At 71.6% G+C, this 20819-nt stretch carries 12 protein-coding genes; 7 read left to right on the top strand and 5 right to left on the bottom strand.

Going from position 1 to position 20819, the window contains the following annotated elements:
* Positions 1–71 precede the first annotated feature (71 nt).
* A complete protein-coding gene (gene dxs, locus ACIRL2_RS01160; RefSeq protein ID WP_395859929.1) occupies positions 72–2006 on the top strand; it encodes a 1-deoxy-D-xylulose-5-phosphate synthase in 1935 nt (644 codons plus the stop codon).
* Positions 2007–2365: 359 nt separating this feature from the next.
* Entirely contained in the window at positions 2366–3835 is a 1470-nt protein-coding gene (locus ACIRL2_RS01155; protein WP_402229243.1) for an amino acid permease, read from the top strand.
* Positions 3836–3971: 136 nt separating this feature from the next.
* Here the strand turns inward: ACIRL2_RS01155 and ACIRL2_RS01150 are convergent, their stop codons facing one another.
* From ACIRL2_RS01150 to ACIRL2_RS01140, 3 genes are all read right to left on the bottom strand, one after another.
* The gene (locus ACIRL2_RS01150; RefSeq protein ID WP_402229241.1) at positions 3972–4766 is read right to left on the bottom strand and encodes a hypothetical protein; all 795 of its coding nucleotides are present in this window, start codon (positions 4764–4766) and stop codon (positions 3972–3974) included.
* A gap of 77 nt (positions 4767–4843) precedes the next feature.
* Complete coding sequence (locus ACIRL2_RS01145) at positions 4844–5962, bottom strand: LLM class flavin-dependent oxidoreductase (protein ID WP_402229238.1); 1119 nt, start codon at positions 5960–5962, stop codon at positions 4844–4846.
* 182 nt (positions 5963–6144) lie between these two features.
* Positions 6145–6954, bottom strand: a complete 810-nt coding sequence (locus ACIRL2_RS01140; RefSeq protein ID WP_402229236.1) for an SDR family NAD(P)-dependent oxidoreductase — start codon at positions 6952–6954, stop codon at positions 6145–6147.
* A gap of 774 nt (positions 6955–7728) precedes the next feature.
* Between ACIRL2_RS01140 and ACIRL2_RS01135 the strand changes: the two genes are divergently transcribed.
* The gene (locus ACIRL2_RS01135) at positions 7729–10752 is read left to right on the top strand and encodes a hypothetical protein (RefSeq protein ID WP_402229234.1); all 3024 of its coding nucleotides are present in this window, start codon (positions 7729–7731) and stop codon (positions 10750–10752) included.
* A gap of 4 nt (positions 10753–10756) precedes the next feature.
* Here the strand turns inward: ACIRL2_RS01135 and ACIRL2_RS01130 are convergent, their stop codons facing one another.
* Positions 10757–11809 (bottom strand): LCP family protein, encoded by a 1053-nt coding sequence (locus ACIRL2_RS01130; protein ID WP_402229231.1) that lies wholly within the window; start codon positions 11807–11809, stop codon positions 10757–10759.
* Between the two features lie 176 nt (positions 11810–11985).
* On the bottom strand, positions 11986–12492 hold the full coding sequence (locus tag ACIRL2_RS01125; protein ID WP_395859791.1) for a GNAT family N-acetyltransferase: 507 nt from the start codon (positions 12490–12492) through the stop codon (positions 11986–11988).
* Positions 12493–12691: 199 nt separating this feature from the next.
* On the opposite strand from ACIRL2_RS01125, the gene ACIRL2_RS01120 reads away from it, so the two are divergent.
* From ACIRL2_RS01120 to ACIRL2_RS01105, 4 genes are read left to right on the top strand one after another with little or no spacing between them, the layout of a single operon-like run.
* Positions 12692–14224, top strand: coding sequence for a DUF2397 domain-containing protein (locus ACIRL2_RS01120; RefSeq protein WP_395859790.1), 1533 nt, complete (start codon positions 12692–12694; stop codon positions 14222–14224).
* On the top strand, positions 14221–15414 hold the full coding sequence (locus tag ACIRL2_RS01115) for a TIGR02678 family protein (protein ID WP_395859789.1): 1194 nt from the start codon (positions 14221–14223) through the stop codon (positions 15412–15414). The genes ACIRL2_RS01120 and ACIRL2_RS01115 overlap by 4 nt, the downstream gene beginning before the upstream one ends.
* Complete coding sequence (locus ACIRL2_RS01110; protein WP_395859788.1) at positions 15411–19526, top strand: TIGR02680 family protein; 4116 nt, start codon at positions 15411–15413, stop codon at positions 19524–19526. The genes ACIRL2_RS01115 and ACIRL2_RS01110 overlap by 4 nt, the downstream gene beginning before the upstream one ends.
* Positions 19523–20815, top strand: coding sequence for a TIGR02679 family protein (locus ACIRL2_RS01105; RefSeq protein ID WP_395859787.1), 1293 nt, complete (start codon positions 19523–19525; stop codon positions 20813–20815). The genes ACIRL2_RS01110 and ACIRL2_RS01105 overlap by 4 nt, the downstream gene beginning before the upstream one ends.
* The last annotated feature ends 4 nt before the right edge of the window (positions 20816–20819 follow it).

Raw genomic sequence — 20819 nt, 5'->3', positions numbered from 1 at the left:
TAGACTCGGTGGACGCCTCTCCTGCACGCAGACCCGTGGGGGCGGTGACGGATCTGACGAAGGAGGAACGGGTGGCCCTGCTGGACAGCATTCGAGGACCCCGTGATCTCAAGGCCCTCTCGCCCGAGCAGCTCGCGCAGCTCGCGGACGAGATCCGCACCTTCCTGGTGGAGTCCGTCTCCAAGACCGGTGGTCACCTGGGTCCCAACCTCGGTGTGGTCGAGCTGACGATCGCGATGCACCGGGTGTTCGAGTCGCCGCGCGACAAGATCCTGTTCGACACCGGTCACCAGAGCTACGTGCACAAGATCGTGACCGGCCGCAAGGACGGCTTCGATCGGCTCCGCCAGGCCGGCGGCCTGTCCGGCTACCCCAGTCGTGCCGAGTCCGAGCACGACGTGATCGAGAACTCGCACGCCTCGACGGTGCTGTCCTGGGCCGACGGCCTCGCCAAGGCGTACCAGGTGCGTGGGCAGCACGATCGGCACGTGGTCGCGGTGATCGGCGACGGCGCGCTGACCGGCGGCATGGCCTGGGAGGCACTGAACAACATCGCGGCGGCCAAGGACCGCCCGGTGATCATCGTGGTCAACGACAACGAGCGCTCGTACGGTCCGACCCAGGGCGGCCTCGCCGACCACCTCGCGACGCTGCGCACCACGCGCGGTTACGAGCGTTTCCTGGAGTGGGGCAAGGGCGTCCTCGGCCGCACGCCGGTGGTCGGCGGCCCCGTCTACGACATGCTGCACGGCGCCAAGAAGGGCCTCAAGGACGCGGTCGCGCCGCAGGGCCTGTTCGAGGACCTGGGCCTGAAGTACGTGGGTCCGATCGACGGGCACGACGTCGAGGCCGTGGAGAACGCGCTGCGCCGGGCCCGGGGCTTCGGCGGGCCGGTGATCGTGCACGCGATCACCCAGAAGGGCAAGGGCTACGCGCACGCGGTCAACGACGCGGCCGACCAGTTCCACGCGGTCGGGGTGATCAACCCCGAGACCGGCCTGCCGGTGAAGAAGTCGGGCGCTTCGTGGACGTCGGTGTTCGCCGACGAGATGGTCGCCATCGCCGACGAGCGCGAGGACGTCGTCGGCATCACCGCCGCGATGCTGATCCCGGTCGGGCTGCACAAGTTCGCCGCCAAGCACCCGGACCGGGTGTTCGACGTCGGGATCGCCGAGCAGCACGCGGTGACCTCGGCGGCGGGCCTGGCCACCGGTGGCCTGCACCCGGTCGTCGCGGTGTACGCCACCTTCCTCAACCGCGCGTTCGACCAGGTGCTGATGGACGTCGCGCTGCACAAGTGCGGTGTGACCTTCGTGCTCGACCGGGCCGGTGTGACCGGGCCGGACGGGGCCAGCCACAACGGCATGTGGGACATGTCGATCCTCCAGGTCGTGCCGGGCCTGCGGCTCGCCGCTCCCCGGGACGCGACACAGGTGCGTGCCCAACTGCGCGAGGCGATGGAGGTCGGCGACGCGCCGACCGTGGTGCGGTTCGGCAAGGGCGCGGTGGGTCCCGACATCGAGGCGATCGGCCGGATCGACGGGATGGACGTGCTGCGCCGTACCGGCCCCGAGCGCAACGGTGGCGGTGAGCGCGGCGACGTGCTGATCGTGACCGTCGGGCAGATGGCCGAGATCGGGGTCGAGGTCGCCGACCGGCTCGCCGACCAGGGCATTGCCGCGACCGTGGTCGACCCGCGCTGGATCAAGCCGGTCCCGGCCGGGCTCGCGCCGCTGGCGGCCCGGCACCGGCTCGTGGTCACGATCGAGGACAACGGCCGTGCCGGTGGCGTGGGTTCGATGATCGCGCAGTCGCTGCGGGACGCGCGGGTGGACGTACCGTTGCGCGACTTCGGCATCCCGCAGGAGTTCCTGGACCACGCGGAGCGTCCGGAGGTGCTGGCCCGGATCGGGCTGAACGCCCAGGACATCTCGCGCCAGGTGGTCGAGGAGATCGCGTCCAAGACGGCGGACGCCGACGCCGAGCAGCACGAGACGACCGCCTGACCCGAGAGCGGCGCGCGCGATGTGACGGCCTCGGGGTCGGGGTGGGAGCCATGGCTTCCGCTCCCGGCCCCGGGGCCGTTTCGCTTTTCCGGGCTTCCCGTTTCCCGGCTTCCCAGCCTGCGGGGTGGGCGGCCTTCCCGGGCCGTCCACTCCTTCGGTTCGCGGGCCGAACCGTGCCCGTCGGTGCCCGGATTCGGGGGCTCTCGCGCTTCGAGGAGCGCCGGTCTCGGGCCGGTCGCCGCTTCGGCGCCTCGGGGTCGAGTTCGAAGATCACCCTGACGCGCCGAGGATCGGTCACCCGAAAACAGGAGTGAAACCCTCGATCATGGCAACGGTCTCCGCCACCAGGAGGTGTTGCCATGGCCAACGCGCTGTTTCGCACCAAGAACATCGAGCAGTCCATCCAGGACACCGATGTCTCCGAAGGGCACGGTCTACGCCGGGAGTTGTCCGCGCTCGACCTGATGGTCTTCGGCGTCGGCGTGGTGGTCGGCACGGGTATCTTCGTGCTGACCGGTACCGCCGCGAGGGACTACGCCGGTCCGGCCGTCGCGTTGTCGTTCGTGCTGGCGGGGGTCGTCTGTGGGCTCGCCGCGCTGTGCTACGCCGAATTCGCGTCCACGGTCCCGGTGGCGGGTTCGGCGTACACGTTCTCGTACACCACGCTCGGCGAATTGCCCGCGTGGATCATCGGGTGGGACCTGATCCTCGAACTCGCGCTCGGCGTCGGGGTGGTTTCGATCGGCTGGTCGGGTTATCTGACCTCGCTGCTCTCGCAGGCGGACATCGAACTGCCGCAGGCGATCACGGCCGCGCCCGGTGACGGCGGGACGGTCAACCTGCCGGCGCTGGTGCTGGTACTGGGAGTCGCGACGATCCTGGTGTTCGGCGTCAAGCTCTCGGCGCGGTTCAACCTCGTCATGGTCACCATCAAGATCGCGATCGTGTTGTTGGTGATCTTCGCCGGTCTGTTCTTCATCAAGACCGGCAACTACAACCCCTTCGTGCCCGACTCGCAGCCGTCGGGCTCGGGCAAGGACGGGCTCAAGGCGCCGCTCGTGCAGACCCTGTTCGGGTTCGACCCGCAGATCTACGGGGCGATGGGGATCTTCTCCGGCGCGGCCCTGGTGTTCTTCGCGTACATCGGATTCGACGTGGTCGCCACCGCCGCCGAGGAGACCCGCAAGCCGCAGCGCGACATGCCGATCGGGATCCTCGGCTCGCTGCTGATCTGCACGATCCTGTACGTCTCGGTCTCGCTGGTCGTGGTCGGGATGCAACGCTACGACATGCTCTCGTCGTCCGCGCCGTTGGCGGAGGCGTTCCGGGCGGTCGGCAAGGGCTGGATCGCGACCATCATCAGCATCGGCGCGGTGGCCGGTCTGACCACCGTGTGCATGATCCTGATGATGGGTCAGAGCCGGGTCTTCTTCGCGATGAGCCGGGACGGGCTGCTGCCGCCGCTGTTCGCGAAGGTGCATCCCAAGTACGGCACGCCGCACGTGAGTACGATGCTGATCGCGGTTGTGGTCGCGGCGATCGCCGGATTCACCCCGATCCACGAGATCGACGTCATGGTCAACATCGGCACGCTGTTCGCGTTCATGGTGGTCGCGGTGAGTGTGCTGATTCTGCGCCGGACCAGGCCCGAGTTGCCGCGCGCGTTCCGGGTGCCGTTCGTGCCGTGGCTGCCGATCCTGTCGATGATGGCCACGCTGTGGTTGATGATCAACCTCAGCAGCGAGACGTGGCTTCGGTTCGTGGTGTGGATGGTGGCCGGTTTCGCCGTCTACTTCTTCTACGGGAAGCAGCACAGCCGACTGCGGTGATCGCGACGGCTTGTGGTCGCGGCTGTTCATCGACGGATGTTCGTTGCGGCTGTTCCGGTGACGGCTGTTGCGGTGACGTACGCGGCCCCGGGTCGACTGGACCCGGGGCCGCGTACGTGTCGATCAACGGTCGGGATCAGCCCCAGAGTTCGTCCGTGTACTTGTCGGTGCCGACCACGGTGGGGATCCACGGGGCGCAGTAGGTGACCCGGCCGATGCCCGAGGCGTCGATCCGCTCGGCCCACGCCTTGAAGGCGTCCCAGCTCTCGCGCGGGTCGCCCTCGAGGAAGTACAGCTGCATGCTGCGGGTCGCCGCGTTCGGGTCGCGCGGTACGAACGCGGGGGCGTCGTCCTTGAGCGGGACGGCGGTCCACGCGGCCACCGACGCGATCGGCGAGCCCTTGAGGAAGTCCGGCAACTGCGCGGTGAACCACGCCTCCAGGTCCTCCTGCGTGGTGCCCTCGGCGCGCTGTACGGCGAGCGAGACCAGACCCTGGTAGTTGCGGTCCAGGGCGAGCTCCAGCGGAACCGGGTCCTGGTCGCGGTACCAGCGGCTGTCGTGCAGATACATGCCGGTGTGCGCGTGGATCCGGTGCTGGAAGCCGCGGTCGTTGCCGTAGAGCCAGTTGACCTGGTCGACCGCCCACGCGTTCCACTCGTCGAACTGGCCGTCGTTGATCCAGTAGATCGCGACGTAGGAGCCCGCCTCGATGGCCGGGACGACGTCGGTGTCGGCCGGGAAGCGCAGCGCCTTGAGGTCGGCGGTGGCCACCCAGCGGCTGCCCGCGAGCATGCCGGGGCCGATCATGCAGCCCGCGTAGTAGTGGTCGCGCTCGTACCAGCGGTTGTAGCTCACCTCGTGGCCGCGCTCGGGGTCCACGGCGGTGAACAGCATGCTGCCCACCCGGATCGGGTATTCCTTGAAGCTCATGGCTGCCTTTCGGGTCGTGCGGTGACACGTGTCGGGCGGGACGGACCCGGCCGGGGACGCCGACCGGGCGGGGGTGGTCAGGCCTGCCGGCGGAACCGGGTGGTGCGGTGTTCCGGCTCGGTGTCGAGCTTGGGGATGATGTGCTTCCCGAACAGCTCGATGGTCTTGAGTGTGTTCTCGCGGTTGTCGCAGCCCAGGCCGAGCACGAGTTGGTCCACGCCGACCGCCTCGTAGGCCTTGACCGCGTCGAGTACGCCGTCCGGCGCACCGCAGATCAGCGCGCCGGCGTCGGCGGCGAACTCGACCAGCTCGGGGGTCAGGTCGGGCATCAACTCGGGCCAGTACGGGATGCCCTCCGGGTGCGGGAATGTGTCGTGGTAGCGGAAGACGTTGCTGGTCAGGTACATCGGCCGGGCCGCGACCGCGTTGGCGACCGCCTGTTCCCGGGTTTCGGCGACGAAGCCGGTGCTGACCGCGAGTACGTTGTCGTTGACGAAGTCGGCGATCGGTTCGGCGTTGCCGATCTCGCGCTTGTAGCCGGCCACGAGCTTCTCGGCGCTCGCCGGGTCGCCGATCGAGAAGCCCAGTACGCCCAGGCCCATTCGGGCGGCCATCGCGTACGAGGGCGGGCTGCCGGCGGCGTACCACATGGCCGGGTGCGACTTTCCGTACGGCTTGGGCAGGATCTTGCGCGGCGGGAGTTGCCAGTAGGCGCCGTCGTAGCCCTCGTAGGTGTCCTGGAGGAACATCTTCGGGAACTCGCGGATCACGTCCTCCCAGATGGCCTTCGTCTCGGACATGTCCTCGATGCCGGGCAGGAAGCCGAGAATCTCGTGGCTGCCGGCGCCGCGGCCGGTGCCGAACTCGAAGCGGCCCTTGGTGAGGTGGTCGAGCATCGTGACCCGTTCGGCGACCTTGGCCGGGTGGTTGACCTGGGGGAGCGGGTTGAAGATGCCGGAGCCGATGTGGATCCGCTCGGTGGCGTGTGCGAGGTAGCCGCACATGACGTCGTTGGCGGACAGGTGGGAGTACTCGTCGAGGAAGTGGTGCTCGCTCAGCCAGACGTACTTGAAGCCGGCCAGGTCGGCGGCGATCGCGAAGTCCATGTCGTTCATCAGCGCTTCGTGTTCGGCGTTGGGGTTTCCCTCGCGCCGGAACGACGGGTTGTAGCCCTGAAGAAAGATGCCGAATTCCATTGCACTCCCAATTCCGCGGTCGGTCGGGTCGGGCGGGATGGTCGGTCGGGTCCGGTGGGCGGTGGGTTTGACGGGCGGTGTGTACGTTCCGGCGGTGGGTATGTTCGGGCGCTTCGGGTGGTCGCGAGCGCTGGGGCCGGCGGGTGCGGGTGCGGGGCCGGGCCGGCGGGTGCGGGGGGCAGTCAGGGGGTGAAGGTGCCGTCCGGGCGGCGGACCCAGCCGGAGGCGGCCATGGTGCCGCCGTCGACGTGCAGGGTGGTGCCGGTGACGAAGCGGGCCAGGTCGCCGGCGAGGAAGACGATCGGGGCGGCGCAGTCGTCGGGGGTGCCGAGGCCGAGGGGGACCTTGGCGGCATAGTCGTAGGCGCCCTCGTCGGTCTCGAAAGTCTCCGCGAGGCCGGCGTCGCCGGGGGTGGGGATCGCGTCGGGGGCGACGCAGTTGACCCGGATGCGGCGGTGCGAGAGTTCGAGGGCGAGCGATTTGGTGAGTTGCTCGACCGCGGCTTTCATCGCGGCGTACACCGCGAACCCGGGCGCCGCGCGGAATGCCTCGATGCTGGTGACGTTGACGATCGAGCCGCCCTCGCGCATGAGGGGGGTGCCGTGCCGGATCACGTGTGTGACGGAGGTGAAGTTCTCGTCGACGAGGGCGGTCTGGCCCTTGGGGCGGACCTCCAGGAACGGCGACCAGAAGCCGCCGCCGGCGTTGTTGACGAGGATGTCCAGCGGGCCGAGCGTGGTGTGCGCCTCGCGGAGGAAGTGCTCGACGCCGTCGCCGTCGCGGACGTCGAGTTCGGCCGCGACCGCGCGGCGCCCGGTGGCCTCGATCGCCTTCGCGGTCTCCTGGAGGCCGAGCGGCTCGCGGTCGCAGATGGCGACGTCGGCGCCGAACCTGGCCAGCGCGACGGCCGTCGCCGCGCCGATTCCCCGGGCGGCACCGGTGACCACGGCGACGCGATCGGTGAGCAGGGCGGCGGAAGGGTCGAGCAGCACGGGGCACCTCACTGTGGATCGCGTACGTTGTCGCCTCGGCGCGGGGCCGCCGTTGCGGGCGTGCTCTGCGCTGGGGTCACCATGCCACCTGACGACCCGTCACCTGAAGGGAGACGGCTGTCTTTTTCCGTCCCGACGCGCCGGTGTTCACGCAGGTCCGCTGGAGATCTGACGCTCTGTCAGTAAAAGTGGCGGACATCACCGTTGGGGATGGGCGCGGAATGGCATGGCGCACGGGGTGGGGGAGCCTGCGAGTGTGAGCGCGGCCGCGGGCGCGGGCGCAGGTGGTTGTGGGGGGCGGGTGCGGGTGTCGTCATGCGTGGGCACCGGTGGCTGCGAGTGGCGACGCCTGCGGGCACAGGTGCAGGCGCGGGGGTTGATGGGCGCAGGCGCAGGTGGGGGCGTGGTCGCGGGTGTGGGGCAGACGCGAGGGGACGCAGGCGCAGGCGCTGGTGGGTCGAGGGCGCGGCTGGGAGGGTCGCGGGTGCGGTCGCAGGTGGGAATGGGCGCAGGCGCGGGCGCGAGTGGTCGCGGGTGCGAGGGCCGGCGGTTGTGGGTGGCGAACCGTCGTCGCGTGCGCGGACGCCGGTCGGCGCAGGTACGGATGATTTCGGGGCTGATCGCGGGCGTCGCCCGGGAATTGCGGTAGGTGGAGGCGCGGATGGTGGTGTGCTCGGCGGCCTCATGAGGGGTGGTGGTTTCGGGTCTTGGGGGTTCGCATGGATTGTCCGAAATCCATGCGAAGGGGCTGCGGCGCTCACTACGCTCTGCGACGTGGCGCTATCTCCCGATTCCTGCGGCATCGTGGCCGACTTCGGCACGTGGCTCGCGCGAGCGGGCCGACCGGCCCGGGACGCGGAGCGGATGATCGACGTCCTGGGCACGCTGCTCGATCTGCGGGTGGCCTGTCTGCGGCTCGACGACCACACCCGCTGGCGCGCCGGCGACCTGAACGCGCTGCTGGAGACGCTGGTGCCCGCGCACGTTGCGCTGCCCCGTGACGACACGGTCGGACTGGTCGTGCCCGCGTTGCGGCTGTTTCTGGAGTTCCTGCGCGAGCGCGGGCCCCTGCATCCGGACAGCGACCGGCTCGACCCGATGTTGGCGGTGTTGGATCGGCACGAGGGAGAACTCCCGGCTCGGATGGCCGATTCGACCTGCTGGGGATCGGCGAAGAAGTTGTTCGTGGCGGGCTACGCGACCGGTCCCGGCCGAGGCAGGGCGTTGCCGGCGGTGCGGTTGCCGGACGAGCGCGAGCTGGCCCGGGCCGCGTCGACGGCGCCGTCGTTCGCCGCCGCGCTCACCCTTGCCCGCTGGGTCGGTCGCGGCCGGCCGGTCACCGCGACCGGGGTCCTGCGTTTGGCGCCCGCGGCCGAGGCCGCGCTGCTGCTGGGCATCGAACCGATCGCGGGCGTCCGCAGCGCGCGTGACGTGGAGCCGTTGCACCACGTCTGGTCGATCGCGTGCGCTGCGGGCCTGATCGAGGTCGGCCGCACCGTCGCGACCGCCGGCGCGCTCGCCCGGGCGCTGGCGGTCGGCCGACCCCGCGACGTGCTGGGCGTGTGGTCGAGCCTGTGGGAGGGCGTCGCGGTGGGCGAGGCCACCGGGCGACCGGCGGTGCGTCGCGCCGGGCACGTGCTGCGCGGGGGCGACGTGATCCGCGAGTTGTTGCGGGAGCTGTACGACCACGCGGGTCGATGGGTGCCGATGGGCGGGTTGTTCGAACTGCTCTCGTATACGCCCGACGGCCGCCCGCGGTCGCCATCGGTCGCCGATCCGGCGCTGTTCACCGGCCTGACGCTGGCTCATCAGATGGACGACCTGCGCGCGTTCGGCGTCCTGGAGATCCGTGAGCTCGTCGGTGGTGGGGCGCCGTTCATGGCGGTGCGGCTGACCCCGCTGGGGCTGTACGGGTTGCGCACTCGCTTCCTGGAGCTGGGTGTGCCCGCGCCGCTCACCGGCCCGGGTGGCGGTCCGACCGATCCCGCGCTGCCGCCGCTGTACGTGCCGCCCACCTCCGAGTGCGCGCTGGCCGCGCGGATGTCACCGCTGCTCGCGCAGGCCGCCGCGCTCGCGGAGTACGTGGCGGAGCACGGGCCGTTGCCGGTCACCCACGAGGAGGTACTCGCGGGCGGGGTCGCGCGCCGGGTCATGGCCGAACTCGGCATTCGCGCGCAGCCGCCCCGTCCCGCCACCGCCCCGCCCCGTACCGCCCGGGGCGAGCACGCCCTGCACCGGCGTTGGACGCTCGCACTGGGCACCGGCCTGCTGGTCCTGGCCGACGACGCGGTGCACGTCGCGGACGGTCTGCGGGTGTGGCGCGAGGGTGGCGACCGCGAGCTGATCGCGCTCGCCGCGCGCGCGATGGTGGTGGTAGCCGAGGACAACGCGACGTTCGGCGAGGCCCACGAGCAGCGATGGGATGTTCCCGAGGGGCTCGCCGCGTCGCTGTTCACCGGCTTGGTCCAGCTCGGTGGTCCGCTCCCGGTGTCGCTGTTCGTCGGTCTGGCGGTGCGCCGCGACCTCGACCACGTGGTGCGCACGTTGCCCGCCGAGCCGCCGGCCGACGACGAGGCGTTCGCGCTCGGCCGGATCCTGGACGCGCCCGACTTGGTCCGGGAACTGGGCCGGCTGTGCGGCGCGGGCGCGGATGCGATCGACTCGAGTGCGTCTGCGTCTGCGTGTGCGTCTGCGATCGACGGGTACCTGCACGCGACCGACTTGCGCATGTCTGCGCCTGCGGCCGACGAATGCCCGCCTTCGCCCGCGCCCGCGCCCGCGCCCGCGCCCGCGCCCGCGCCCGAGCCCGAGCCGAGTTCGCCTGCGCCCGCGCCTGCGGGCGACGGGTACCCGCCCGCGACCGACCCGCGCATGCCCGCGACCCCGCCCGCGACCGACCCGCGCACGCCCGTGAGCGCCTCGTCCTCATCTGCGGCCGACCCGCCTGCGGCCGCGCCTGCGACCGACCTGCCCGCGACTGACGCGCTTGTGCCCGACCCGCACCTGCCCGGGGCCGCGCCCGCGACCCAGCCCGCGCCCGCGACCCCGCCCGCGATCGCGGATCGCACGCCCGCCGAGTTGCTCGGCCGGGTTCGGGCCGGTGTGATCCTGCTTGCCGATCGGCTGGCGGCGCTCGGCATCGTTCGGCGCACCGCCGAGGGCATCACGTTGACCGGCCTCGGTGGCACGCTCGTGCACCGGATGTTCCGCGAGCAGGGGCTGCCGGTCGCCACCGTCGACGACTACACCGCGGCGTCGGGCGCCCGGCTGCTCGGTGCGATGGGGGCGTGGCCGCGACCGGTGGCCACGCGTACGTTCGCGAGCTGGATCGCGTGCCGTCCGGTCGATGCCGCGCTGTCCGAACTGTTCGCGGTCGCGGGCGCGGCCGGCCCCACGGAGCGGCTCATGCTCTTCGCCCACGTGGGTGACGCGGACCTCCCCGAGGCCGCCGTCGAACGCGCCCTCGCCGAGGCCGCCGCCGATCCCACCCTCGCCCCGCACGTGTGGAACTGGCGCCTGACCCACGACCGCGACGTGCCCCCCGCGACGCTGCGCACCCTGGCCTGGCTCACCGCGGACAATGCCGCCGCGGCGCTGCTCGGCCGGCACGAGGCCGCCGTACTGGGCCTGCTCACCGAGGTGACCGGCAGTCAGGGCCCGGGCGCCGACGTGGTCTTCGGCGAACTCGCGACGATGGGCCACCCGTGCGCCGAGGACGTGCTGCGCTTCGCCGAGGCCACCCACCCCGATCCCGACGTGGCCAAGGCCGCCCGCCGGGCCCTGCACCGACTGCGCTGAGCGCTCACGGCCGCCACAGTTCGCCGGGGGCCGGCTCCGGCCACGGGATGTCGGCGCGGACCGCGGCGAACAGCTCCTTGCAACGTTTGTCGTCGAGCAGGACCACGCTCTGGCCGCCGGCGCGTTCGCCGAATCCGGCGACCGGCGCGGTGCGGAACGCCAGGTCGGACTCGCTGATGCCCTTGAGGTCGGTGGCCAGGTCGAGCAGCGCCTTGAAGTTCAGGTCGTCGTCGACGGTCAGCGACCTGGTCAGCGACTGCAGCAGGTTCTCGGTCCGCAGCGGGCTGGCGAGTACGCCCTCCGCGGTGACCTTCTCCGCGATCGCGCCCAGGAGCTGCTGCTGGCGCGCGACGCGGTCGAGGTCGCCCCGTTCGAGCCCGTACCGCTGCCGCACGAACTTGAGCGCCTCGTTGCCGTCCAGCTTGGCCTCGCCCTTGTCGGCGTCCACCGTCACCCCGCCGAGCGCGTCGACCATGCCCTTGAAGCCGCCGAAGTCCACCGCCGCGTAGTGGTCGATCCGGACCCCGGTCAGGTTCTCGACGGTGGCCACGAGCAGCGCCGGCCCGCCCCACGAGAACGCCGCGTTCAGCTTGGCCTCGCCGCGCCCGGGGATCGACACCCACGAGTCGCGCGGCAGCGAGATCGCCGAGATCGACGCCCGACCGGCGGGCAGGTGCAGAAGCATCATGGTGTCGCTGCGTCGGCCCTCCAGCGCCTCGGGATCGGCACCGGCCGCCGCCGCGTCCATCCCGACGAGCAGGATGTTCAGCGCCCGGCCGGCGGCGGGATCGGCCGCCGGACGCGGCCCCGCGGCGGGGATGCCCGAGCGATCGAAGACCCCGTCGATCCGCTTGATGTTGGAGTTCAGCGAGTAGAGCAGCCAGGCCGTACATCCGCCGATCACGAACAGTGACAGCGTGAGCAGCGTGACCAGTCCCACGACCGCCTTGCGGCGTCGCGACCAGGGCTTGCGCTCGGGTGTCGGTTCCGGCTCGACTTCCTCGTCCGTCCCGCTGACCTCGGCCGACTCGTCCGTCGCACCCAGCGCATCCGTCATGCGCAGAAGCTAGTCGACCGGCTGTCGGCAACGGCAGGGAAATCCGAAAATCAGTGCGAAGAAGAGATCGACTTCGGTGCGTGCTCTCCCTTCGCCCGGGAGCCGCGGTTCCGGGGCGTCGCTCAGTGCCGTGGTTTCGGGGCGGCACCCCCGCGCCGTGCTTCCGGGGCCTCGCCCTACAGTCGCAGGTCGGCGAACGGCCGTCGCATGCACACCCGCGGCCACCGGTCCAGCCCGATGGCCGCCTCGTGGGCCCGGATCGCGGCCAGGCCCGGAGTCACCTCGCCCGGGTCGAGCACCCGGAATCCGATCCGTGCGTAGTACGGCGCGTTCCACGCCACGTCCCGAAATGTGGTCAGGGTCGACGCGAGCCCGCTGTCCGCCTGCACCCGATCGATCAACGCCCGCCCCAGTCCACGCCGCGCCCCGTCGGGATGCACCGACACCTGTTCGATGTGCGCGGCGCCGTCCACGAGATCCCAGATCACGTAGGCCAGCGCCGGTTCGCCGACCACCAGGCACCGTCCGCCGACCCGATACGCATCCAACTCCTCGACGGACAGCGGCTCGTCCGCCGCGATCTCCGGCATCCCCACCGCCGCGAAGCCCACCCCGGCCGCCACCTCGATCTCCCGAAGCCGCTCCAACTCGCCCGCCGAGACGGCCCGCACCACATCGTTCATGTCCGCCATTGTGGCGTTCGCCGCATGGATGGCCCCGTCGGCACATCGTTCATGTCCGCCACTGTGGCGTTCGCCGCATGGATGGCCCCGTCGGTTCCGACGGGGGAACTCCCCGGATCGCCGCAGAGCCGATCTCCGAGGCCGTGGCTTTTGGCGGCTTCGCGGGGAGGGGCCGGCCGAGGTCGCCTAGGCTGAGCGGATGACGCACGGCGACCAGGAGAATCGGGCTCGGCTGGTTGCGTACAGCTATCTGAGTGTGCCGGAGCGGGACGACTATCTCGCCATCGTCCGACTGTTCGGGACCTCGTTGATGGCCGATCTGTCGGCACACGAGGTCGCAGAGCGGCTGGGCCGGGGTGACCTGGATACCGTGACCGCTCGGTTGGACGCGCTGGTCGGCTGGGGGAACCTGATCCGCAGTACACATCGTGTGCGGGCCGCCAGCATCGCCGAGTTCCAGCGGGCCCGGGCGCGCTATCAGATCTCCAAGCTCGGCGAGCGCATCCAGCGGGACGTGGACGACGTGCTCTCCTGGGCGGATGCGGCGCGTGAGGTGGCCGCCGAGTTGCTCGCGCTGGTGGACCGGGAACTGGCGGGGCTGGCTCTGGGGGTGGTGGCGCCCGGTGGCGTGGACACCGAGCAGGGCAGGGACGCGGTCGCCACGTTGTTCGTTCAGTTCGGTGAGTTCGCCGAGTCGGTGCGGGACTTCTATGCCTACCTGGGGCAGGTGTTGGCGCGCTACGACCTCGACGGTGACGAGTACCACGGGTTCAAGGCACTGCTGCTCGACTACGTCGAGGCCATCCGTGCGGACGTGGCGTTTCATACGCCGCGCATCCGGGCCTCCCTCGACGCGCTGTGGCCGCATCTGGGTGACCTTCTGCGCCGGATCGACGATCTCGGGGGCGGCCTGACCGGCATCGAAGAGGTCACCGGCGCACGGGTACAGCGCAGTCGTGGCCGCGAACTCGCCGATTGGGACGCGCTGCGCGCGTGGTTCGTCGACACGGATGGGCGCGGCAGTCAGGTCGATCAGCTCCGGGCCGCGACGATGCGTGCGCTCGGCTCGCTGCTCGCCAACGCCAAGCGGATGATCCGCTCGACCACTTCGGGGCAGTCCCGGCGCGGCGATCTGATCCGACTCGCCGCCTGGTTCGACGCGTGCGACGAGGCCGGCGCTCATGACCTGTACGCGGCGGCGTTCGGGCTCTACGGGGCACGTCGGCTGGGCGTGGCCGGGGACCTCGACCAAACGGTTCCCGCCGGAACGAGCTGGTGGGAGGGACCGGTGGCGGAGGTGCCGCTCGCCCTGCGCGAGCGCGGTGAGCGGTCGCAACGCGGACGGGCGGCGTCGGTCGAGGACCACACCGCGCAAAAGGCCCACCTGATGGCACGCGCCCACGCCGAGGCGACCGCTCGAACCGAGGCTGCCGCCGAACTGCGGGCAGTGGCCGGCCAGTTCGAGCGGGCCAGGCTCTCCACGGCGGCCAAGGGGCTGTTCGAGGAGTTGTTCACCGGCGCGCTGGGCAGCGTGAGTGGTGATCTCGCCGCCCTCGACGGCGCCCGCTGCGACCTCGAAGAGCTCGATATCGCGCTCGGGCTGCGCGTCGAACCCGCGGCTCGCACGGTGGTACGCAGCGCCGAAGGTGACTTCGAGATCGAGGGACTACGCCTCCTGCTCGGCCGGGCCGGCGCCGATTGGGGCCTTTCCACGGTCCGGGAGAGTCGATGAGCGACCTCGACCACGACGCCGCGATCGCGGACGAGCGACGTATCGCGGCCCGACGACTGCTCGCCGACGCGCTGGTGCTCGCGGACGGACCGCATCGCGACGAGTTCGCCGCGATCCGCCGGCACGCCGAGTGGCTCACCACCGCTTTTCGTCGGTTCCTCGGCTACGAGGTCGTTGTCGAGGCGCGTTTCGCCCGGCTGCTGAAGGCCGGGCCCGGAGCGGGCGCGGGGCGTGGGCTCACCCGCTCCACCGGGACGCCGTTCAATCCGCGGACCTACGCCTACCTCACTCTCGGCCTCGCGGCGCTGGTCACCGCGTCCGATCAGGTGTTGTTGTCCCAACTCGTCACCGACATCCGCGGCGCGGCGGTCGACGCCCGGATCGAACTCGAGGACGCGGGCCGGCAGGTCGAGCGTCGCACGCTCACCGCCGCTCTGCGCCAACTCGTGCTGTGGGGAGTACTGGTCGAGGTCGACGGCAACCTCGGCGACTACGTCGAGAAGGAGGACGCGGAGGCACTGCTGAGCGTCGACCGCGACCTCGCCCGGGCATTGATCGCCGGCCCGCTCGGACAGGCGAACGACGCCGCGCACCTGGTCGCGCTCGCCCGGGAACCGGGCCATCACGGCGTGCGCGTGGCGGTCCGTCGACGCTTGGCGGAGACCCCCGTCGTCCTTCGCGACGAACTCGATGCGGACGAGGACGACTGGCTGCGCAGGAATCAGCGGCGGGAGGCCCGCACGTTCGAGGAATTCCTCGGCCTGCACGCGGAGATCCGCGCCGAGGGCGTCGCCTTGTTCGACCCCGCCGACGAGTTGTCCGATCTGGCTTTCCCCGGCCGAGGAACGGTCGCCCAGGCGGCGCTGCTGCTGATCGAACGTCTGGTCGCCCGGCTGCGTCCCCACGAGCCGACCGCCGCGGTCTTCGCGGCCGAGCCGGTGATCGACGAGACACTCGCGGCGCTCGTGGCGCAGTATGGGCGTAAGGCCGGGTGGCAGCGCGATCTGATCGAGAACCCCACCCGCCTTCGTGACGAGGTCACCCGACTCCTGGCACACATGAGGCTCTTGCGGAGACCCGTGGCCGGGGAGGAGGGGGTCGTGTGGGAGGTCCCCGCGATCGCCGCCCGCTATGCCGCCCGCGTCCGCGAGCGGCAGCCCCGCGCGGTTCAGGAAGGTATCCCTTTGTGACAGTGCCGATTCCCCTCGCCCTCCCGCGACACCCGCACCGATTCCGCCTCTCCCGCGCGGGCATCCGCAACGTCTGGCAGTACGACGACGCGCGCTTCGACTTCGCCGACGGCCGGATGCTGCTGCGCGGCAAGAACGGTGCGGGCAAGTCCAAGGCGCTCGAGATGTTGCTGCCCTACCTGCTCGACGGCGAACAGCGCTCGATCGACGCGATGGGCACCGGGCGGACCACGCTCAAGTGGCTGATGCTCGACGGCTATACCGCGACCAATCGGCTCGGCTACCTGTGGGTCGAGTTCGAACGCGTCGACGGCGATGGCGCCCTCCGGCACATCACCCTCGGCGCGGCCGTGCGCGCGTCCAACTCGACGAAGGAGGCCAAACCCTTCTTCTTCGTCACGAGCCGGCGCGTGGACCACGACTTGACGCTCGTCGAGAACGGACAACCGCTCGGGATCGACCGCCTCAAGGAGGCAGTCGGCGCGGCCAACGTCACCGATCGCGCGGCCGAGCATCGCACCCGGGTCGCCCGGGATCTGTTCGGCCTCACGGACGTCGCCCGCTACCGCAGCCTGACCCATCTCCTGCACCGCCTGCGCCGGCCCACTGTGGGGGACCGGATCGAGGCCGGTGGCCTGACCGCCGTCCTCACCGAGGCGCTGCCGCCGCTGGACGAGGACATCCTGGCGATGGTCGCCAAGCATCTCGACGACCTGGCGGCCATCCGGCACGACCTCCACGATCTCGAAGAGCTGGACCGGGCTCTGGCTCGTTTCCTGACCGGCTATCAGGGATATCTGCACGGAGTGCTCCGAGGCCGGGTCGACAGGGTGGCCGATCGGTTGACCGGTCTGGCCGCCGGTCGGCGGGCCGCGGGGGACAGTGAGCGCAAGGCCGCCGACCTGCGCGCCGAAGAGGACCGGCGCACCGAAGTACTCACCCACTGGGGGGACTTGTTCCGCGCCGCCACGGCGGAGTTGCGGGCCCTCCAGGAGAGTGCCGCCTACCGGAGTCTGACCGAGATCCAGGACCGTACGCTGCGGGTCCAGGCGATCGAGGACGCCTCCCGGTCCGCCGGCCGCGCCGCCGACACCGCCCGTCGGGCGGAGGAGGCCGCCGCTGCCCGGCTCGCGGCCGACCTCGAACGGATCGCGGGCACGGTCAAGGATCTCGGAGCCGAACACCGCGCGCTCGTTCGAACGGTCGTACCCGCCGGGCTCGACGCCACCACGACCGGCGTCGCACCGACCACCCCCGTCGAGACCTTCGCCCCCGGGGTGATCGCAGTGGATGTCGAACCGCTGCGTGCGGCCATCGAGGAGTGGGCGAGCCGACTGGAAGCGGCCGGCCCCGTGGTCCGGGCCCGACTGCGTGCCGTCGGCGAACTCGATCGGCACTTGGTGGCGGCGCTCGACGCCGGTCAGGCGGCGCGGACCGCCGCCTCGGACGTCGAGCGCCTGGACACCCAGGTGGAGCACGCGCGGCTGCGCATCGACCGGCACACGGCCGAGGTGGAGCAGGCCGGCGCCGTGTTCGCCGAGCGGGTCCGCGCGTGGGCGCACCCGCTCGCAGACCTGGCGGCGCCGATCGTGACGCTGGTGACCGCGGCGCAGGACGATTCGCTGCCCCTGGCGGAGCGCGCGCTGCCGGCCGACACGTACGACGACGTCGAGCGCGCCGCGCGGATGGTGGTGGATCCGCTGGTCGTCGCGCTCGACGCGGATCGCGACGAGGCTCGCGAACAGGTCCGGACCGCGGCCGGCGAACTCGCCGCGCTTCGCGCCGAGCACGACGAGTGGACCCGCCGAGTCGACTCGATGCCTGCCGCCGGACGGTTCCGATCGGCGCTCCGGGCACCGGGTACCGGTGCGCCGCTGTACCGCCTCGTCGATTTCGCCGTCCACCTGAGCGATGCCGAACGGGCGGGCTTGGAGGCCGCGCTGGAGGCATCGGGGCTGCTCGATGGCTGGGTCACCGCCGAGGGCCGAGTGTTGGCCGCGGACACCCGCGACGTGCTCCTGGTGCCGGCGGGTGCCATCGGCGGGCAGAGCCTGGACGACCTGCTCGTCCCGGTGTCCGTGCCGGAGAGCGGCGTGACCGGTGGTCAGGTTCGGGCGCTGCTGCGCTCGATCGGTGTGCACGAGGGCACGAGCCGGATCGCTCCCGACGGCACCTGGAAACTCGGCGTGGCAACCGGAACGTACACCAAGGCACAGGCCGAGTACGTCGGAGCCGAGGTTCGCGCCGCGACCCGGCGCCGGCGGCTCGCCGAGCTCGTCATCCGGATCGAGAACGCCCGAGTCGAACACGAGAGCCGGCAGGCCGCGCTCGCCGGCCTCGATCGCCGGCGTGAGGAACTGCGTGCCCTGCTTCGCGCCCTGCCCTCGGGCCGCGATCTGCACGCGGCCTGGGTCAGGCTCGGCGAGGCCCGCGAACAGTCGCGTGACCTGGCGACCGGGTTGGCCGTCGCCCGCCGGGACGCGGACGCGAAGCGGGTCGTCGAGGTCACGTGTCGAGAGCGCGCCCACGCCTACGCGACCGCACACGCGCTGCCCGCCGAACAGGCCGAACTGGCCAGGTTGCGCGGGCTCGTGGATCGGGTCCGACACGACGTCGAGGGACTGCGTCGGCGCGTCCTCGCGGCGCGCGACGCACTCGCGCCGCATCGGGACGCGCGCGATGGATGGCGAACGGCCCACGAGGAGCACGATCGCCTGGTTGCCGCGCATGAGGACAGCCTGCTGCACCTCGCCGAGGAACGGGCCGGGCTGGCCGTACTGGAGGCCGCGCTCGGTGAGGACCCGCAGGCCATTTTGGCCCGCGAGCGGGAGGTGTCCCGGCGCCTGGAGGAGGCCCGCGGCGAGATCCGCCCCGCGGAGCGCGCCGTGGCGAGGATCCACGACGAGGCCATCCGAGCCGAAACCGAACGCGACGCCCGCAAGGCGGATCTGAGTGCCCTGGAGGAGGCCGTGGTCGACGCCGGCGCGGACCTGCGCCGTGCGCTCGCGCTGCCCGAGGTCCAGCGCGGCGCCGGTCTCGACGGCGTCGAGGCGCTGATCGCGCCCGAGCCGCCCGGCACCGATGTCCGCGCCCGGATCCGCGCCCTCGACGGCCTCCTGCGGGAGATCCGCGAGCGGCTCGGCGCGCCGACGAAGGACGTCTCCGATACGACCCTGCTCAACCGGTACACCGAACTCCGGGCCGGCCTGCGCGGCGGTTACGACGCCGCGTTGACCGAGACCGACGGGGTCAAGTTGTGCCACATAGCCGACGACCACGGGCGGCACGACGTGGCCCTGATCGCACTGCGACTGGCCGGGCAGGCCCAGGACGCCCGCAACCGCCTCTCCGAGCGCGAGCGCGAGGTCTTCGAGAAGTACCTGCTGGGCGAGCTGGGTGACAACCTCACCGGTCAGGTGTTCGCGGCGAAGGCGCTGATCGCGTTGATGAACGAGACCCTGGACGGCGTCCGCACCTCGCACGGCCTCGGCGCGCGCTTGGTGTGGAAGATCCGGGAGGACGCCGACGCCGATACCCGCGCCGCGGTCGACCTGCTGGACGGACCCGCCGCGCTGCGCTCGCGCGAACACGCGGAAAGCCTGCGGACCGTGCTCCAGCGGCTGATCGAGGCCGAACGTCTCAAGGACCCCACCGCCGGCTACGCCCTGCACCTGCGTCGGGCCCTGGACTACCGCGAATGGCACGCCTTCGGTGTCCAGGTTCTCGACGACGCGCGCCCCGGCAGCGCACGCGCCCTCAACGCTCGGACCGGCCTCAGCCAGGGCGAGCAGCGGGTGATCTCCTACCTCGTCCTGTTCGCCACCGCCGCCGCGCACTTCGAGTCGGTCGCGGCCGGTGCCGTCCAGGCGCCGCGGATGATCCTGCTCGACGACGCGTTCGCCAAGGTCGACGAACCCACGCACGGGCGCCTGTTGGGCCTCCTGGTCCGGCTCGATCTCGACTTCGTACTGACCAGCGAACGCCTGTGGGGCACCTTCCGCGAGGTGCCGTCGCTGCACATCTACGAATGCCTGCGCGACCCGCACCATCGCGGGGTGGCAACTCTCCACTTCACCTGGGACGGCTCCCGCAAGCGCCTGGTGGCGACGTGAGTTCGAACCCGCCCGGTGGCACGGCGAGCGTCGATCCGCCGCAGATCCCGACATCGCCGGAGCTCTCCCCGGCCACGGTGGCCTGGCTCGCCCGCCCCGAACTCGCCGGCTTGTGGCAACGCCTGCGTGCCCGTCTGGAGGGCAACGGCCGCACCGTGCAAGGCCACATCCGCGGCGGGCACTGGGACCAGGCCGAGCGCCGTGAACTGTCGATGCTGCTCGGCAGGTCCGTGTCGCCGACCGGAAACGTCACGGTGGCGCTCGCCGACGTCGACGCCCGACTGCGTGCCACCGCAGGCGGTTTGATCCCCGCGCTCGAAGCGCTCGGCGGCCCCATCCGCGACCGCCGGGGCGAACGCCTCAGCGCCCGCGACGCCACGACGCGGCTGTGGGACGAGGCCGCCACGATCGCCGACCGAGACTGGGTCGAGTCCGTACGCCGCTCCGGTACCCTCGCCCGCCTGGACACGGCCGCCGCCCTGCGGCTGATCGAACAGGGCGCCCGAGTCCTGACCACCATCGACCCCGACCGCCCCGTCGGTCGCGGCGACCTGGCCGCCCTGGTCACCGGTACCGCGCACGGGCTCGACGATGGCACGCTCCTGGCCCGGATCGTGCTGCGCGGGCTGGCGCTTCGACACGCGCGGGGTGAGATCCCCGCCCACGCGCCGGGCCGGCGTGACCTGTGGCGAACGGCCGGCGCGGTCACCGACGAGGTCTCGGCGACCGTGCTGACCCTCGGTCTGCGGCCCCCGGGTTCGAGTCCGGCCTCTCGACTGCTGCGCGAGCGCGCGGACGCGGGATACGAGACGCATCTGAGCATGCGGGAGATCCGTCGGCTGGCCGGTCCGCCCGTTCCGCCGGGGACGCGGGTCTACGTCTGCGAGAACCCACGGGTGGTCGAGGTCGCCGCCGATCGCGGCGTGCGAGCCGCGCTCGTGTGTACCGCCGGCAACCCGGCGACCGTGGTGATCACCCTGCTCGAAGCCCTCGCCGGGGCCGGCGCCCGATTGCGCTACCACGGCGACTTCGACTGGCCGGGCCTGGCGATGGCCGACCGGGTGCTGCGCCGTTTCGGCGCCTCGCCGTGGCGGATGGCAACCGCGGACTACGAAGCAGGCGTCGGTCTGGCCCGAAGGCACGCCACCCCACTGGAGCCCCTCGCGGGCGGCCCCCACAACGCCACATGGGACCCCGAACTCACCCCGACCATGCTCGCGTCGGGCGTCAAGCTCGAAGAGGAGACGGTTCTCGACTTCCTGGTCGCGGAGCTGCTGCGGGCGGCGTGATCGA

Source organism: Embleya sp. NPDC127516 (assembly GCF_044765325.1).
Classification (GTDB): domain Bacteria; phylum Actinomycetota; class Actinomycetes; order Streptomycetales; family Streptomycetaceae; genus Embleya.
This window is presented reverse-complemented; position numbering and strand designations above follow the sequence as displayed.

Excerpts from the sequence above, each read along its gene's own strand:
- ACIRL2_RS01155 (WP_402229243.1), top strand. The coding sequence starts at position 2,366 with ATGGCCAACGCGCTGTTTCGCACCAAGAACATCGAGCAGTCCATCCAG.
- ACIRL2_RS01150 (WP_402229241.1), bottom strand. The coding sequence starts at position 4,766 with ATGAGCTTCAAGGAATACCCGATCCGGGTGGGCAGCATGCTGTTCACC.
- ACIRL2_RS01145 (WP_402229238.1), bottom strand. The coding sequence starts at position 5,962 with ATGGAATTCGGCATCTTTCTTCAGGGCTACAACCCGTCGTTCCGGCGC.
- ACIRL2_RS01130 (WP_402229231.1), bottom strand. The coding sequence starts at position 11,809 with ATGACGGATGCGCTGGGTGCGACGGACGAGTCGGCCGAGGTCAGCGGG.
- ACIRL2_RS01125 (WP_395859791.1), bottom strand. The coding sequence starts at position 12,492 with ATGAACGATGTGGTGCGGGCCGTCTCGGCGGGCGAGTTGGAGCGGCTT.
- ACIRL2_RS01120 (WP_395859790.1), top strand. The coding sequence starts at position 12,692 with ATGACGCACGGCGACCAGGAGAATCGGGCTCGGCTGGTTGCGTACAGC.
- ACIRL2_RS01115 (WP_395859789.1), top strand. The coding sequence starts at position 14,221 with ATGAGCGACCTCGACCACGACGCCGCGATCGCGGACGAGCGACGTATC.